This window comes from Psychrobacillus glaciei (genome assembly GCF_008973485.1).
In the GTDB taxonomy this organism is placed as follows: Bacteria; Bacillota; Bacilli; order Bacillales_A; family Planococcaceae; genus Psychrobacillus; species Psychrobacillus glaciei.
This window is the reverse complement of the sequence record NZ_CP031223.1, coordinates 4,028,531-4,045,231: the sequence shown is the minus strand read 5'-3', so window position 1 is coordinate 4,045,231 and position 16,701 is coordinate 4,028,531. Positions and strand designations below refer to the sequence as shown.

The window sequence follows — 16,701 nt, the reverse complement described above, 5'->3', positions numbered from 1 at the left end:
TTTAATTGATAATTTCTCCAGTGCTTTCATTACTACGCAAAGTATGTTCATCATATTTATAGTTTTCCCAACGTTTACTTGTCAATTTTCGATATTTGTTCGAAACATTACGATTAGAGATCAATCGAGAGAAACCTTTTTTTGCTTCTGCAATATCACCGATTCGAAGGCTTATTTCTGCATATAAATATTGAATTCGTTCCTCTCCTTCTTGATTCGATGCAAAAGACTTACTGTAAAAGTCTCTAGCGGAATACAGATAGTGCATTTCGGATTTAACTTCATTTTTTAAACGATATAACCAGGCTATCTTCAAAGCGAAATTACCCATTAGCAGTGGCTCTTCCATAGATGCTCTTGATACGAGGTATGCCAACTTATAACTTGCAATTGCATCATCTATTGTACGTTCTTTGCAAATGTTTATCGGTTTTTGTAGTTCTTTAATGTACAATTCATCAATTAATAGCATGAAAGGTCCATACGTCCTAGTCATTGACTTGTGGTAAGCATACCCGCAATGAGGACAAACGGCTACTTCATATAACAATGGATTCAAGCCTTCATAGATTGGCATGAAGTCTGTTTGTTCCTCAATTATTTTAAAGCGATTTGGACGTACTTTGTATGTCGTAAAACGTTTTTTGCAAAAGTTACAATCTACGCTACTTTCGTAGTAATAAATATTAAAAGCCATATGAACCAACTCCTTTACATTGATTTTATTATCATTCCTTTTGCTCTATTAAAAATAATATATATTCGTTCAATATGTTTAATTGCTTATAGTCCATTTTATCAATTATATGCTTTTTGGTATATACCTTTAGAATCACTAAGGAATCTATCACTATTTAGAATTTAATGAGGACCTGATACCTAACATTTATTGCAAACCCTTAAAGGAGCTAATTATTTGATTACCTTTTTAGAAAACATAAAGGATTTAACTTTTTTAAAAAGATAAGAAAGTATATGGATTATCGTACTGCGAAACCAGTGTTCATACTACTTTAAAGAATTATATAATACGGCGGATTTTCGTTTCAGGTGGACGCGTTCCGCGGGGGCGCCGCATTCGCGTCGTTTGCGATGGAACATCTGTCTCCGAGGAACGAAGGCTAAGAGCGCCACATCGTGTGGCAACGCCTTCGTGACCAACATCCTGTTGGCCTCCGTATGGAGTTGCCACCTTTCACTACAATCCATTAAGCGAGTAGTACCTAACAAGAAGATTTTGCCTAGCTATTGCTAAGAATCCAGTATTAGTAAGGAATCATAGTATTATTTCAAGGGTTAGATCTTTAGTTTTTTTTAGTTTTCCGTACACAGTATACACGGATCAGTGGGTGTATCATTTGAGTAGGTGGTACTAGAGAAAAATAGATAACATCCATTATTAAAGAAGTGCTGAGCGGATGAAATTGCATCTTCGTCCGCTTTTAAAAGAATAGGAAAGGATTTATTCTCTCATTAACCAAAACAAATGCATTATGTCTTTACATTTTTCAAGAAGGCGACGGACAAACAACCGCCACAAGATTACAGAAAAAAGTGGATTGAGAAGTGACGCAGTCACTTCTCAATCCACAGAAATTCCTATGGTAATAGTGTAACCAAAATTCTTTTTGCGACGAGTAACCGCAGGAGCAGATGTTTCGTCCAAAGCACTCTAGAAATAGAGAAGACAAGATGCACTTAAAGGACACTTGCGTATTTCTTATTAATATTCATTTCTAACGCCATTTATTTTAGGCAACTATAACTAACAAAGTGGAAAAGAAAACTTTCTAAAGGCGAAATGACAATGTATATAATTACTTCAATTGGACTTCCAATTTACGGAATAATTTATTTCGTTCTTCTTTTGGGAACATAATTTTGGGTAACAGATTCTAACGCAATTCAGAATTCAATGAGAAACCGGTAATCAACACTGTAGAAGTAAATTTTGATATAACAAAGAGGCGGTAAGTCTTGTGGTATGGTTTATAAAGAACAATGAATTATTTTGCATTTTTTTGAATTTTACTATAGAGGAGATGGACAAATGGAACTAAATTTCCCACATATGAAATTAGATAGTTTACCTAAATTAGATGTACCAATAGAAAAGATAACAAATTTAAATCTATTTGATAACCACTTAACAACTATACCTGAGGAAATCTATACAATGAGCGGATTGGAAATTTTGAATATATCAGTTAATAAAATTAGTAAAATGCCCTCTGATATAAAGAATTTAAAAGAACTTAGAATGTTGGATGCAGGACATAATGAAATTGATGTTATACCTCCTGAAATAGGATCTCTTACTAATATGGAGGATTACTTGTATCTTCATAATAATAAATTGAAAACAATTCCATCCGAAATCTCTAAGCTTGTCAAAGTAAAATATTTAAATCTGAGTGATAATAAATTGAATGAATTACCAGATGAAATTGGGAGTTTGAACAATCTTATAGAACTACGTGTAATGAATAATCAATTAAAAAAGATACCTGACAGCATTGGCAAGATAACAAACTTGAAAGAATTACATTTGAAAAACAATCAAATCACAACCCTTCCGGAGAATTTAGGGGATTTGTTACTATTACGCGTTTTAGATATAGAAGACAATCAATTAAAAGATATACCTCGCTCGTTACATAAATGTAAAAAATTGAGACGGTTAAATTTAAGACATAATCAATTAACCACTTTACCTGAAGAGTTTGCACAATTGAAGAATTTATTAGAAATAGATCTAAGAAGTAATTATCTAGTTGAATTACCAAAGTCATTGTTAGAAATGGAAGGTTTAGAGCGCCTAGACCTTAGATGGAATCATCAATTAAACATACCAAATTGGTTAAGTGAATTAGAACGAAGAGGTTGTATTGTTTATTTATAGATTGATTATCAATACATATAAATAACTGAATGGATAGTACAGAGAAGGGTTCCTTTTTTGAAAAACAAGCGGCATATGTAAAATAGTTTTTTCGAATTTCAGTACCATTTTTCAAATTAATAAATACAAAGTGCTAGTTAATACGCTCGTAGATTTGTTTGAGTGGGAGAGGTATCCTTGAAAGTGAAAATGTTATTTTTCATTTACGATTCTTTTGACATCCTTACTTATAGCTCAGATGATGGGAAATATTACAATAAGATAAATCGAGGAGGAGTCAATCATGTTTATACCTAAATATTACAAAGTAACGGATTTTGATGAAATTAGGGATTTTGTGCAAGAGAATTCATTTGGAACGATTGTTACAACGAAACAAGGTAAACCTATCGCGACTCATTTACCTTTGGGATTAAATAAAATAGGTGATGATTACTATATATCTGGACATATGGCTTATGGAAACCCTCAATGGAGAACGTTTGAAACTAGTGAGGACGTACTCGTTATGTTCCAGGGGCCGCATGCTTACATCTCTTCTTCTTGGTATGAGCATGAAAATGTTCCAACATGGAATTATCAAGCGGTTCATATATATGGAGTAGCTAGCATTTTGAATGAAGAAGAGTTAAAACAAGAACTAACAACAATGCTATTAAATATGAAAAACATCGTGATAATTCAGTTTTATGGGAAAAACTTTCTCCGCAAGTTTTAGAAAAAGAACTAAAAGGTATTGTTGGATTTAAAATTAAAGTGAAAGAAATTCAAGCTGCTTATAAATTGAGTCAAAATCGTAATGATAAGGATTATCTTAACATCATAGAAGAATTGCGTGAGGAAGAAGATATAAATTCTCAACAAATGGCAAAAGTGATGGAGAATAGATTAAGAAGTGAAGAATAATCGTTGTTGGGGAGGGCAATGCAAAAGTGTCATTTTAATAAATGATTGATCCTGCGATATAGAGTGCAAAATACAGGGGCACTTATTTTTAGGTGCCGGATTATTAACCAATTCTGAATTCAATGAGGAAAATACGAATAATAATGAAAGGACCAGTTCCATTTAGGAATTGGTCTTCTTTCTTGATGTTGTTCATTAAAAAAACCTAAGTGGATTGTCTGAACAAATGAGTATGATTTCCCGTTCAGGGAAGAGTGCTTTACAGCATATCAATTTCCAGTCAAATGCAGTACCATTGCTACCAAGAAGAATGCAAATGCCAAGATTGCTGCGGACGAACGAAACACATCTAATCGTTCCCAACGTCTAATTAGCAATTTCCAATTGTTTGGTGGTGCATCAAATTTCCAATCTAGTATGCCTTTGTTAATTGGGACTGTACCGATGAGTGTGATTAACATTAGGATGATTAAGGAAAATACTCCAGCCCATTGGAATCCGAGGGCGAGCCCGGTGCCATCAAAAAATAGCGTGGCAACCCCAAATGCGATAGTCGGTAAAATAATGGATGGTACAAGCACACGCAATCTTCTTATTAGTGCTTGACGGGCTTTAATTTGTGACTGTGCGTCTAGAATAGACAAAGACACATGCACCCCGTAGCGAACAACGAACTCTTCGCCAGCTAGGATGCCGGCGAGAAACAAACTAACGATTTCAATAATAAGCTGGTACATTGGATGTCCTCCTTGTGGTTATTGTCTTGGCGGTGCATATACTGACTGGTTTATCCTTTGAGTGAATAATTGCGGTCGCTCTGTGCTTTCTAGGAATCTCCGAGACGTTGCGGAGGAAAATCTTAATGCTGTCTTTAAAAACACTATACTTGCCGACCGGTAAGTTGTCAATTATAATTATAATTATAATTATAATTATAATTATGAGTATGAATAATGGAAGGGAAGCGAAAATGTTGGATAAATATGAGCAAGTAAAAAGGAAAGGTAGTGAAACTAAGGCGGAGGCGCAACGTGTTGCACTTGAACTTTTCATTACAAAGGGATTTGAAGCGACATCGCTTCGCGAAATCGCCGAGCAACTCGGGATTAGTAAGGCTGCGCTATACTACCACTTTAAAAGTAAAGATGATATCGTCAAGTCCATCGTCTCTTCCCGTAGTAACGAGGTAGCAGAACTTCTAGCCTGGGTTCGTAACCAAGAGCCAGGTCCCGATCTAATGGAGTGTGCGGTTCTACGCTGGGTGGATTCTACAACTGTAAACAAGCTCCGAGGCATCCGCTTCGTAAATGCGAATCCTGCAGTTATGCGGAACATGAGCACCAATTCTGGTGGTGATATCGGTGAAAGTCTTGGAACAGTGGCTGAACTTGTTGCAGGTAAGGATGCTAATCCCACACGGCAGTTGTTGGTCAGAATGGCATTTCTTAGTATCAACTCGGCAGTGATGGCTTCTGGCGGAACCCGATGTACGGACGAAGAAATCGTTGAAGCCTCAAGAGAGATGGCGCTAGCTTTTCTCAATCGTCTCCGCGAAATCTAATTTGGCCATCTGGCGGGTACCAGGTTTCGACACAATTCTGTATTCAATGAGAACCTGGTACCCTTCATTAACCTCGACCGTGATGGTTTATCTAGAACTTTCTTGAAATTCAATACTAACCAATTTTTCAGTTTTAGTAGTGTACTTAATTCTTACAAAAACGCCGAATTCGTTATTACCATCTTTTAACCAAAGCTTAAACTTTTCAATTGTTGAATCCTCTTTAGATTCTCTTCCTTCATGTAGGTAGTCAATAATATTTGCATTGGGATATTTTGATTGTGTCTCTTTTATTGCGATTTTTCCCCACTTTGCATAGGCGGGTATTTCTTGGTGGGTGTGAGTATTAGTTGGGGTATGTGTCGCCGCTGAATGAACTGTTATTAAAACTCCAAGCGCAAGAAATGTTTTTCTTATAATTGATCTCATCTCCTTTTCTATAGGATGAGTCATCTGTTTAAAATCATGCTATATCTAGTGTGTTCTTTATGAATTTTGGGTGCTAGGTTCTAACTCATATTCAGTGAGAACCTGGTACCTAACATTATTAATAAATTTATATATTTTTTGTTAATCCTCTACCGAAAACGGTTCAATAACTTTTTTGGCGTGTGAGGATAACACGATATTGGTAGAAGGGGTGCCGTAGGCCATCGATGCATCAATAAATTTTTCTAAACTCTCAACGGAGTATGTTGCTATTTTTACGATATAGCTTATTTCTCCTGCTACTCGATAACATTCCAATACATCTGAGTGGCTATTACAAAAATCTGCTAATGCTTTACAGTCTTTGGATTCAAATAAAATAATGGCACAAATCGGACGATCCATTTTTTTTAGGTCAACATGAGCGTGATATCCTTCAATTACTTTTTGCTCCTCCAGTTTACGCACTCTCTCAATCAATGCTGGAGAAGATAAATGAACAACTTCTGCCAATTCCTTCATGGAAATTTTGGCATTCAACTGCAATTCTTGTACAATTTTTTTGTCGATTTGATCCATATGTATTATCACCTTTTTTTATATAATAGATTAACCTTAATTCTTTATTATATAAAGTTAAATGGACAAATATCCTCTTTAATCTTATGTTATAAATCTCTTTATTCTAATAAAATGATGCATAAGGAGATGAATGACAATGAAAAAAATATTATTACTATTAGCTGATGGTTTTGAAGCGGTAGAAGCAAGTGTTTTTACAGATGTGCTAGGTTGGAATAAATGGGAAGGTGATGGTTCGACACAGGTCGTAGCAGTAGGGCTTCGCAATAAGTTAACTTGCACGTGGAATTTTATTGTAGAACCTGAAAAAACAATTGATAACATTCAATTAGAGGTATTTGATGCGCTAGCGATTCCAGGAGGATTTGAAGAAGCAGGGTTTTATGAAGACGCATTTAGTGAGCCTTTTCTAAATGTGATTAGGCATTTTCATGAAAAGCAAAAACCAATTGCTAGTATCTGTGTTGCATCACTTGCTCTTGGTAAAAGTGGCATTCTTGAAGGTAGAAATGCCACTACCTACAACCATCCAACAAGTACGAGAAAAGAGCAACTAAAGAATTTCGGAGTAAATATACAAGATGAGCGTATCGTTCGAGATGGACATATTATCACTTCATCAAACCCAGGTACGGCTTTTGATGTTTCTTTTTTATTACTAGAAATGCTGACATCAAAAGAGAATGTAAAGCATGTAAAAGACCTTATGGGATTTGTTTAAGGCAAAGAAGGTAATCGTTCCTTGTGTCACGAAGGATTAATTAAAAATGAAAGCCGATACTAAAGTTTTTTATTAGTGTCGGCTTTTGGTATTTATTGTACAATTACTATAAGAATATTCAGTATTCAAATATTTCACTAATGATCGGTATATTGAAAGGTATGATGTTATATGAAAAATTTATCAAACATTTTAGAGGTATATCAATTTTGAGTGAACGTATCATCCCTCTATAAACTACGTAAGCTCAATGAAGGAGCATAATTTGGTTAAAGTATTCATTGGAATTAGTAAATTATCATTAGAATTAAGTGAGTATCACGATTTTAAGTGGCTAAACGAAGTAGAAGTATTTGCTATCATTGATCAGCAAGATTCAGGAAATATTAGTTTTGGAATAATAGAAAATGATGAGCGTTATTTCATTAAATACGCTGGTGCAAGAAATTTAGAATATACAGGAGATTTACAAGCAGCGATTAACCGCTTAAAAGAAGCAAAGAAAGTTTATCAACATATTGATCACCCATTATTAATTCATTTCATCGGAACATTTCAAACAGAACAAGGTTACGGATTGAAATTTAAATGGGTAGATGGAGAATGTATGCACAATCATTGGGATTTTACTCCTTTTGAAAAGTACAATTCTCCGGATTCTCCTTTTGTTAAACTAAGGAAATTATCTTTACAAAAACGTATTTCTATATTGACTCAAATATATGAGTTTGCGGTTTTTGTAGAATCTAAAGGATATGTAATGGTTGATTTCTATGATGGTAGTATATTATATAATTTCACAAATTATGAATTACATATTTGTGATATAGACTTTTTTAAAAAAGCACCTGTTTTTAATGATATTGGGGAGGATTTTTGGGGTACTACTCGTCTTAAGGCACCTGAAGAATATCGATTAAACGACGAAATTACAAGCGCTACAAATGTATATACTTTAGCGGGATTAGCCTTTGCATTTATAGGTGGACGCAGTGATAAAAGTTTCGAAAAGTGGGAAGCATCAATAAGTCTATATAATATTTGCACAAAAGCATTGGAAAGTAATCCATCCGATCGCTTTGAAACGATTAGTTCTTATTACCATCAATGGAATCAAGCACTTTTAATAAAGAATTTGGGGCATAATTATTAAAGATTTGATTCTCGAAATAGACAATGTAATGGGACACTCTATAATTTTAAAGTGCCAGGTTCTAACATCATTTCGAATTCAGTGGGAACCCGGTACTTAATATAAAAAAACAACAGTAAATCAAATTAAATCGGAGATAGAGGATGGTCGAATATTGAAAGAGCATACATTATTGTTTGATACAAACGAAGAGCCGGAATATCTTATGATAAAAGGAATGCACTACATGAAACAATTTAACTATACATCTGAAATTCCGGTTGATTAGGACACGATGCAGCGATATTTTTGGTTACTTGATCCCTTAAAAGGATATTAGATATTCTTTGTGGAGTAGAATTTAATAATAAATGTAAATCAAAAGGAGAAACTTATGTGCCGAAATATTAGAACATTATTTAATTTTGACCCAACAGCTACCGCTGAAGAAATTCATGCAGCATCTCTTCAGTACGTCAGAAAGATAACGGGCTACAACAAGCCTTCAAAGGCGAACGAGGAGACATTTTATCGAGCAGTAAACGAGATAGCAATGGTTTCTAGAAATCTATTGGAAACGCTAGAAACCAGTGCCGTACCTCGCAATCGTGAGGTCGAGGCTGAGCGCGCTCGTACTAGAGCTGCTGAAAGATTTGGTACGAATTAATGAGGGCTAAAGAGTAGAAAAGAGTTAAAGAAATGGTATTTATCTTTTCTATTCATAGTTACCTCTGTGTAATTGATTTTCAGGTACCAGGTTCTAACACATTTTCTAATTCAGTGGGAATCTGGTGTTTAGTATAAGAAAAGAATCCACTTTGAGAGAAAATACTCAAAATGGATTCTTTTCATTTGTTAGTAATAAATAGTAATTATACCCACTTGAACAAGATTTATTCAAATAGTCCCATTTAAAAAAGGATACTAGAAACGAATGTGGAATTATATAGTATAGAAAAAGATTAGGAGGAATCGATTTTGTTAGACTTTAAAACTACTGATTTATGCGATGATTATTCAGATGCCTTACAAATTAGCGACATTGCTTTCCGTTCTTTCGGTAAAAAAACAAGTTTTTCAGGAAAAATTGAAACTGTAAATGTGTATGAGGATAACGTGCTCCTAGTTGAAGCGCTTGAAAGCGTACAGGAAGGTTCTGTTATTGTTGTGGATGGGCGTGGTTCGAAACGATGCGCACTTCTCGGTGATCGTTTAGCGGGTATCGCGCAGTCAAGAAAGCTAGCAGGTGTTATTATTAATGGTTATGTTAGAGATTCGGTTGATCTTGCTAAAATGAATGTTGGCATTCTTGCGTTAGGAACACATCCGCTAAAAAGTAAAAAAGACGGTACAGGTGAGCGGAATAGCATACTTCACTTCGGCGGAGTCGACTGGAAGCCAGGAGAGTATGTTTATGCGGATGAGGACGGGGTTATTATTTCTAAAAAATCTCTTTTATAAATAATTTTTGGGTACTAAGTTCTAATACAATTTTGAATCCAGCGAGAACCTATTATGTAATATAAGTGTATAGAACAGCGGCAGATATTTCTTTGAAATTAAAGCTACACAAGGATAATTTAATATTAATGCGGCATGAGAACAACAGAGACCTAGACAGTTTTCTAGGTCTCTGTTGTTTTGTTTTTTTATAGAACGTATGTGTGGTATAGTTTGAACATAATAGATAAGTAGCTCAATGGAGGTTGAAAAACCTCTGTTCGAAGTTATAGCAAATCTCCATAAGAGAATCTGCTGTTTTTTGCGATAATGCAGATTTTGTAAATAAAAGAGAAGAGAGTGGATTACAAATGGCTGAACGATGCACATGGGTAATAGCAAAAGAACCTTTATATGTGGAATATCATGATAAAGAATGGGGAGTGCCTGTATTTGATGATAGACTGTTATTTGAAATGCTATGTCTAGAAGGAGCACAAGCGGGTCTAAGTTGGTGGACGATTTTACAAAAAAGAGAAAATTATCGAAAAGCGTTTGATAACTTTGAAGCGGAAAAAGTAATTCATTATACGGATGAAAAGCTTCAATTATTAAGGGAAGATACCGGTATTGTAAGAAATAAGTTGAAAATTCAAAGCGTCGTAACTAATGCTAAGGCATTTTTGAGAATGCAAGAAGAATACGGTTCATTTTCTAATTATATATGGAGCTTTGTAGATAACGAACCTATAGTTAATCATTGGGGGACGATGAAAGAGGTTCCTGTTTCAAATGAAATAAGCGATAAGATGAGCAAGCGGTTGAAAAAAGATGGATTTAAATTTGTAGGCGGTACCATTTGTTATTCCTATATGCAAGCTGTAGGGATGGTGAATGACCATACGTTGGAATGCTTTTGTCACCCTTCTAATATTAAAATCAAAAAATAAATCTTAGGGTTTAATGAGGACTTACCGTGAAATATTGAATAACATAGAAACTTCGGGGTATAAATCGCATTTCGATTCATACTCCGTTTTTTAATGATTTAAAACAAATACTCATACTTTTACGTTCGCAAATGCACCAATATTCATTGTGCATACCAGTTCATATTCAGTTCATAAATATAGGTTATTATCCTCATATGAACAATTACATGAAAAAATTCGAGGAGGAACGTCTTGGTGTAAGCAAGAGTAACATGCAAAAATCAGCCTTAAGGCGGAGGGTATTCCCCGACCTGGGTTCATATTAAAAAGAGCATATACAAATTAAAGTGATATAAAAGAGGGAGGAATTACAATGAGTAATGAAAATAGAAGGATAATAACTCCAAACAATGGTGATTGGGCTATTGAAGCGCGTGGGCTTGTCAAAAAATTTGGAGACAATCGTGCAGTTGATGGTGTAGATCTGAACGTTCGTGCAGGTACTATATACGGTGTGCTTGGTCCGAATGGGGCAGGTAAGACTACCACAATCAGAATGTTGGCTACTTTACTAAAAGCAGACGCAGGTTCAACGCGGATTTTTGGGCATGATGTAGTGAAGGAGGCTCATATAGTACGCCAACTAATTGGGGTTACTGGGCAGTATGCTTCAGTGGATGAATCGCTTAGTGCTACTGAGAATTTGATCATCTTCTCCCGACTTCTTGGATTAGGACGTGCAGAAGCGCGAAAAAAGGCTGATGAGTTATTGGAGGAATTTGGTTTAACAGAAGCAGCGAAGCGTCCGTTGAAAAATTTCTCCGGTGGTATGCGCCGCCGACTGGATTTGGCAGCAAGTCTCATTTCACAGCCGCCACTGATTTTCTTGGATGAACCGACTACTGGGCTAGATCCTCGAACACGCAATCAAATGTGGGACACTATTCGTCGATTAGTAAAGACCGGTTCAACTGTACTGTTAACAACGCAATACCTTCAAGAGGCAGATGAGCTGGCCGACCGAGTAGCGGTTATTGATCATGGCAGAGTTGTCGCGGAAGGTACCGTAGATGAACTAAAAGCGTCAATTGGTACTTCATCATTGCAATTGAGCATCCAAAATCCAAAGGACATTCAGATCGCTCGTCAGACTGTTGAACAGGTGCTCAAAGTGCAGTCAACTGTATCATCGGAAGCTGGGAAGATTATTGCCCCTATGGCCGATGCCGACCGAGTTACAGACCTGCTTATCGCCCTCCGAGGAGCAGGAGTCCAGCTGGCTGAGTTGAGTGTACAGAAACCGACCCTAGACGAGGTCTTTCTATCAATTACTGGCCATGGTGTTGAAGAGGATGCATCTAAGATATTCAATGAATCCAACAAAGCTGGGGAGGTAAGAGCATGAAAAGTACTTCTATTAAGCAAGTTGCTGGCCGTCAACTACGCAATAAAACGAGTTTCCGTCAGACTATACGCAATTCGCTAACAATGGCCTATCGAGGGTTGCTGAAGATTCGTCGTACACCTGAGCAATTATTCGATGTTACGCTTCAGCCTATCATTTTCACACTAATGTTTACTTATATTTTTGGAGGGGCTATCTCCGGAGACGTGCAAAGCTATTTACCGGTTATCATTCCCGGCATCCTCGTACAGACCGTAATCACGACTTCAATTGTCACCGGGGTTCAGTTGCGTGAGGATATGAATAAGGGAGTGTTCGACCGATTCAAGTCACTGCCTATCGCACGTATTGCTCCATTAGCGGGAGCCCTATTGGCAGACACTATACGGTATACAATTGCGACCGTGCTAACTTTCACCATGGGGTATATTATGGGCTATCGACCTGACGGAGGTTTAGGTCACGTCGTTATCGCTGGGCTTCTGGTCATTGTGTGTGCTTGGGCTATCAGTTGGATCTTTGCCTTCTTCGGTGTCATTGCGCGTACTGCTTCAAGTGTACAGGGTATTTCGATGATTGTACTGTTTCCACTGACGTTTCTTTCCAATGCTTTTGTGCCAGCGGAGACATTACCCCACTTTCTTCAGTGGTTTGTAAAAATCAACCCAATTTCGCATCTTGTCACTGCGGTTAGAGATCTTGCAAACTCTGGTACCATAGGTTGGGATCTGTTCGCCTCTCTTATTGGAGCTGCCGTCGTTGTAGCAATCTTTGCACCAATCACGGTACGTGCGTATATGCGTCGTGCATAGATCGAGAGACTGCAGGAAGTTCAATATTACGAAGTAACGCTCGATCTTTTTATAAAAAAATGATTCAATTGGATATATTAAAAGTGTGTTTTGATCCATCTTTTTTCAAAACACACTTTTTCTATCTGACCTTTTATCAAGGCTAATTTAATTAGGCATTATTCCGAAGTTATGAATTGTTGTTTGAAGAATACTTAGTAAGTGGATGTCTTTTTGTAAATTTCCCACAAATATTTTCATCGTACAGGAAAGTTATGAATCGTTTGTTAGACTTCTAATTAAATGATTGACACTAATAAAGAGACGGCTTATTATTAGTTAGAAATCTAACGAAAAATTATTAGAAATCTAACTAAAGAAGGTAATGGAATGCAGGAGACGAATTATCAGTTTCAAATTCGTATGATTGGTCATCAGATGAAGCAAAAGGGCGATAAAAAGCTGGAATCCTATGACATTACGTTGGAGCAAGGGCATGCGTTAGATTATTTAGTCCAGCATATTGATGATGGAATTACGCAAAAGCATATGGAGAAAGCCTTTCGTCGAAAAGGTTCTTCCATTTCAAGTATCGTGACAAATCTGGAGAAGAAGGAATTAGTAGAACGTAAAACAGATCTAAATGATGAACGTCGCAAGATTATTCGTCCACTTCCAAAGGGGATTGCTCTTGTGAAGGATTTTAAAATCTTCTTTGAGGAGCTTGAGGAAGAAATGACAAAAGGTTTTTCAGCAGAGGAGAAGGAACGCCTTACATCTGTACTGAATCGGATTATCAAAAACACAGGAGAGTAAGAAGGCTGATTAATTCAGTTTTTCTTTCTATATAGTTAGATGTCTAACGAATTACGAATAAGGAGAATTTTATATGGAGAATACCTATTATTTCGATAAGGCACCCATCGCAAAGGCTGTAGCTCACTTTTCGTTGCCGATGATGCTTGGAATGTCTGTCAGTGTTATTTACACAATACTAAATGCTTATTTTATAGGCTTATTGCATGATTCAGTGATGATGACGGCAATCACGCTAACATTGCCAATCTTTTCAGTATTAATGGCGCTTGGTAATTTAATTGGTGTGGGAGGTGGTACATTTATTTCACGCTTACTTGGTGAGAAAAAGTACGACCGGATAAAAGAAATATCATCTTTTTCATTTTACGCTTCTATTGTATTAGGAATTATTGCACTGATAGTAGGAATCATATCTATCAATGGTATTACAACTGGACTTGGAGCTAGTATAGCCGCATTTACTTATACGAAACAATACATTTTAGTTATGTTTATTGGCGCACCATTTATTGTTTTAAATTTTTCATTGGAGCAAATTGTTCGCGCAGAAGGATCGGCCATGGTATCGATGTTTGGAATGTTTATAAGTGTCGGTATTAACTTAATTTTAGATCCTGTTTTCATTTTTGCATTTCACTGGGGGGTACCAGGGGTAGCGACTGCAACACTTATTGGTAATATTGGCGCTGTTTTATATTACAGCTGGCATATTATTCATAAAAGTGAATATTTAACATTTTCCAAGAAGTATTTCAAAATCGAAAAATCGGTTGTTTTTGAGGTGTTGAAAATTGGTATTCCGGTTGCGATAATGGGTGCACTAATGGGATTAACGGCATTGGTTTTCAATAATTTTGCGGCTAGTTACGGGGATGCTGCAGTAGCGGCTTTCGGTATTTCACAACGTATTTTACAATTTCCAGAGCTAATAATTATGGGGCTTTGTGAAGGTGTTGTACCTCTTATTGCGTATAATTTTACTGCCAATAAAGGACGAATGAAATCAGCGATTACCTTTACGAGCATGACGGTTGCGGTGATTGCAGCAATATTTGGTATCATCGTATTCTTTATAGGTAACCATTTGATCGGTATTTTTACAATAGACGCCCAATTAATCGAAGTTGGTAGTTATGTCATTAAAGTGATTTTCCTATCCTTATTTGTCACTGGCTTTACATTTCTTATCATCGGTATTTTCCAAGCGACGGGGCAAGGGAAGGCAGCAATGATTATGTCCCTTACACAAGGTCTTATTATGATACCAATTATATTTATTATGAGTAGCATCGCGGGTTTTCATGGTATCATTTGGTCTATTTTTATTGGAGACTCCCTAACGTTGATAGTCGGAGTGACTGTCCTTTATTTTATCCGCAATAAATTGTCTGTTAACATTGAAGAATTTGAGTTTGACTAATGAAAAATGCATTTTCATTGTTAAAAGTGTCTACAATAGAGATGCAGTTCATATAGAAGAATCTTTATTGTAAGTCTTTAAAATATGTTTGTAGGCATGAATATTTATTTTAGATAAATGTTCAGTAACAATAGTATGGCATTTTTCTATAGCATGAGAGAGGCTATATTAAAGAAAGTTATGTTGCAAATTTTTTGATTTTCGATCGGGATCTATTTGATGGAACATCAGAAGATATGCTCTATACAAAAGCTTATCCATTTATAAATAAACACAATTAAATAGCAATTCCTTGAGGACTTCATTTTTAGCGAACTTTGTTAAAGATGTAGTCCTTTTGAAATGTATGTAAATATGTTTGCTCCTATATGAAATACGATATGTCCTCTCTTTTATAGTTTCCGGAAGAATCTACTCGATTATTTGATATAAAAATGGTACAAAGCATAAAAGTAAATCTCCAATGAGGAAACATGACAACAACCATTTAAATACTAAACTTATAATCCTTCGTTGTATTGTCCATACTAAACAATACCAATAAATGTTAGAGGGTTATGATGTGAGAGGCATTGGACCAATTAGTATATTACATGTAATCTTCCTATCGATGACAGTTATCGGTTTAAAAAACCATGTAACTATTATTCCGCCACTCTTACATGTTGCGGGAAGAGATGGATGGGCATCTGTAATCTTAGCTGCAGTAGCAATTGTTCCGTGGCTGCTTCTTTTAGTTTATATACACCACAAATCAGATCAGGCTCCTATTAAAGATTGGTTAAAATCCGTAATCGGCGGAGTAGGATCCACCATTGTGCTTTATATTACGGGACTATATTTCATTTTACTCGCTGCATTTTCGATGGTAGAAACGTTGAAATGGATAACGACAACCTTTCTTCCAAAAACGCCAATTGTACTGATGTTAATTATCTACGTAATACTTTGTATTCTTCTTGTCTCAACAAACATACAAACTATCGCAATGGTTAATGTCATGGTTCTATTTGGAGTAATTCTTTTAGGTTTTTTTGTGGCAATTGTAAATATACAAGTGAAAGATTATGGGCTATTGCGCCCTTTTTTTGAACATGGTTTCCAATCTGTTTATAAGGGAATGGTGTATCCAGCTTCTGGATTTGTTGAATTGCTATTGTTGCTATTCCTTCAACATCATTTTAAAGACCGCATTAGATGGTACCATTTTGCTTTGATGCTTTTTATTTTGATGGGATTGACGATAGGGCCACTTATGGGCGCAATTACAGAGTTTGGTCCAGTTGAAGCGGCTAAACAAAGATATCCTGCATATGAAGAATGGGGACTTGTATCGCTTGGACACTATATTGAACATATGGATTTTTTCTCTATTTATCAATGGCTTACAGGTGCGTTTATTAGAGTAGGATTTATCTTATTTGTAGTTGCCGACATGTTAAATATGTCAAAGGAAAAAAAACGTATTTGGGTGCTACTTGCACCTGCTTTTTTCTTAATATGTTTATTGTTATTTTTTTTGAGTGACAGTTTATTTCTTGAGATTAAGAGTAAATATTTCTTGATAAGTAACTATTTCTTCTTTTTACTATTGTCCCTCCTTTTAACTACTGTTGCTTTAGTTTCCGGAAAGACTTCCAAAAAGATTTAAATAGAAAAAT

Annotated in this window: 16 protein-coding genes and 1 pseudogene; 13 read left to right on the top strand and 4 right to left on the bottom strand. The window is 35.9% G+C overall.

Annotated features, from left to right (window positions below):
- Position 1: 1 nt before the first annotated feature.
- The gene (locus PB01_RS19140; RefSeq protein ID WP_151701656.1) at positions 2-697 is read right to left on the bottom strand and encodes a DUF2225 domain-containing protein; all 696 of its coding nucleotides are present in this window, start codon (positions 695-697) and stop codon (positions 2-4) included.
- A gap of 1,353 nt (positions 698-2,050) precedes the next feature.
- Between PB01_RS19140 and PB01_RS19135 the strand changes: the two genes are divergently transcribed.
- Together PB01_RS19135 and PB01_RS19130 are read left to right on the top strand one after the other, a co-directional pair.
- Positions 2,051-2,902, top strand: coding sequence for a leucine-rich repeat domain-containing protein (locus PB01_RS19135; protein WP_151701655.1), 852 nt, complete (start codon positions 2,051-2,053; stop codon positions 2,900-2,902).
- A 283-nt stretch (positions 2,903-3,185) separates the two neighbouring features.
- Positions 3,186-3,808: pseudogene (locus PB01_RS19130) on the top strand (FMN-binding negative transcriptional regulator).
- Between the two features lie 269 nt (positions 3,809-4,077).
- On the opposite strand, the gene PB01_RS19125 reads toward PB01_RS19130, so the two are convergent.
- A complete protein-coding gene (locus PB01_RS19125) occupies positions 4,078-4,545 on the bottom strand; it encodes an anthrone oxygenase family protein (RefSeq protein ID WP_151701654.1) in 468 nt (155 codons plus the stop codon).
- Between the two features lie 125 nt (positions 4,546-4,670).
- Between PB01_RS19125 and PB01_RS19120 the strand changes: the two genes are divergently transcribed.
- The gene (locus PB01_RS19120) at positions 4,671-5,369 is read left to right on the top strand and encodes a TetR/AcrR family transcriptional regulator (protein WP_151701653.1); all 699 of its coding nucleotides are present in this window, start codon (positions 4,671-4,673) and stop codon (positions 5,367-5,369) included.
- An 87-nt stretch (positions 5,370-5,456) separates the two neighbouring features.
- Here the strand turns inward: PB01_RS19120 and PB01_RS19115 are convergent, their stop codons facing one another.
- Both PB01_RS19115 and PB01_RS19110 read right to left on the bottom strand, forming a co-directional pair.
- Entirely contained in the window at positions 5,457-5,822 is a 366-nt protein-coding gene (locus tag PB01_RS19115; RefSeq protein WP_318837490.1) for a DUF3889 domain-containing protein, read from the bottom strand.
- Positions 5,823-5,939: 117 nt separating this feature from the next.
- Positions 5,940-6,377 carry an Lrp/AsnC family transcriptional regulator gene (locus PB01_RS19110; protein WP_151701651.1) on the bottom strand — a complete coding sequence of 146 codons (438 nt, stop codon included), beginning with the start codon at positions 6,375-6,377 and terminating at the stop codon, positions 5,940-5,942.
- Between the two features lie 139 nt (positions 6,378-6,516).
- Between PB01_RS19110 and PB01_RS19105 the strand changes: the two genes are divergently transcribed.
- The 10 genes from PB01_RS19105 to PB01_RS19055 all read left to right on the top strand — a co-directional run bounded on the left by PB01_RS19105 (position 6,517) and on the right by PB01_RS19055 (position 16,691).
- The gene (locus PB01_RS19105) at positions 6,517-7,101 is read left to right on the top strand and encodes a DJ-1/PfpI family protein (protein WP_151701650.1); all 585 of its coding nucleotides are present in this window, start codon (positions 6,517-6,519) and stop codon (positions 7,099-7,101) included.
- Between the two features lie 265 nt (positions 7,102-7,366).
- Positions 7,367-8,254: a serine/threonine protein kinase gene (locus tag PB01_RS19100; protein WP_151702125.1), complete on the top strand. Its 888-nt coding sequence runs from the start codon at positions 7,367-7,369 to the stop codon at positions 8,252-8,254.
- A gap of 373 nt (positions 8,255-8,627) precedes the next feature.
- Positions 8,628-8,900: a DUF2277 domain-containing protein gene (locus PB01_RS19095; protein WP_151701649.1), complete on the top strand. Its 273-nt coding sequence runs from the start codon at positions 8,628-8,630 to the stop codon at positions 8,898-8,900.
- A gap of 311 nt (positions 8,901-9,211) precedes the next feature.
- Positions 9,212-9,694, top strand: coding sequence for a ribonuclease E activity regulator RraA (gene rraA, locus PB01_RS19090; protein WP_151701648.1), 483 nt, complete (start codon positions 9,212-9,214; stop codon positions 9,692-9,694).
- 350 nt (positions 9,695-10,044) lie between these two features.
- Positions 10,045-10,623 (top strand): DNA-3-methyladenine glycosylase I, encoded by a 579-nt coding sequence (locus PB01_RS19085; protein ID WP_151701647.1) that lies wholly within the window; start codon positions 10,045-10,047, stop codon positions 10,621-10,623.
- A 355-nt stretch (positions 10,624-10,978) separates the two neighbouring features.
- On the top strand, positions 10,979-12,010 hold the full coding sequence (locus PB01_RS19080) for an ATP-binding cassette domain-containing protein (protein ID WP_151701646.1): 1,032 nt from the start codon (positions 10,979-10,981) through the stop codon (positions 12,008-12,010).
- Positions 12,007-12,822: an ABC transporter permease gene (locus PB01_RS19075; protein WP_151701645.1), complete on the top strand. Its 816-nt coding sequence runs from the start codon at positions 12,007-12,009 to the stop codon at positions 12,820-12,822. The genes PB01_RS19080 and PB01_RS19075 overlap by 4 nt, the downstream gene beginning before the upstream one ends.
- Positions 12,823-13,191: 369 nt before the next feature.
- The gene (locus PB01_RS19065) at positions 13,192-13,617 is read left to right on the top strand and encodes a MarR family winged helix-turn-helix transcriptional regulator (RefSeq protein ID WP_151701643.1); all 426 of its coding nucleotides are present in this window, start codon (positions 13,192-13,194) and stop codon (positions 13,615-13,617) included.
- A 73-nt stretch (positions 13,618-13,690) separates the two neighbouring features.
- Positions 13,691-15,040, top strand: a complete 1,350-nt coding sequence (locus PB01_RS19060) for an MATE family efflux transporter (protein ID WP_151701642.1) — start codon at positions 13,691-13,693, stop codon at positions 15,038-15,040.
- Positions 15,041-15,602: 562 nt separating this feature from the next.
- The gene (locus PB01_RS19055; protein ID WP_151701641.1) at positions 15,603-16,691 is read left to right on the top strand and encodes an endospore germination permease; all 1,089 of its coding nucleotides are present in this window, start codon (positions 15,603-15,605) and stop codon (positions 16,689-16,691) included.
- The last annotated feature ends 10 nt before the right edge of the window (positions 16,692-16,701 follow it).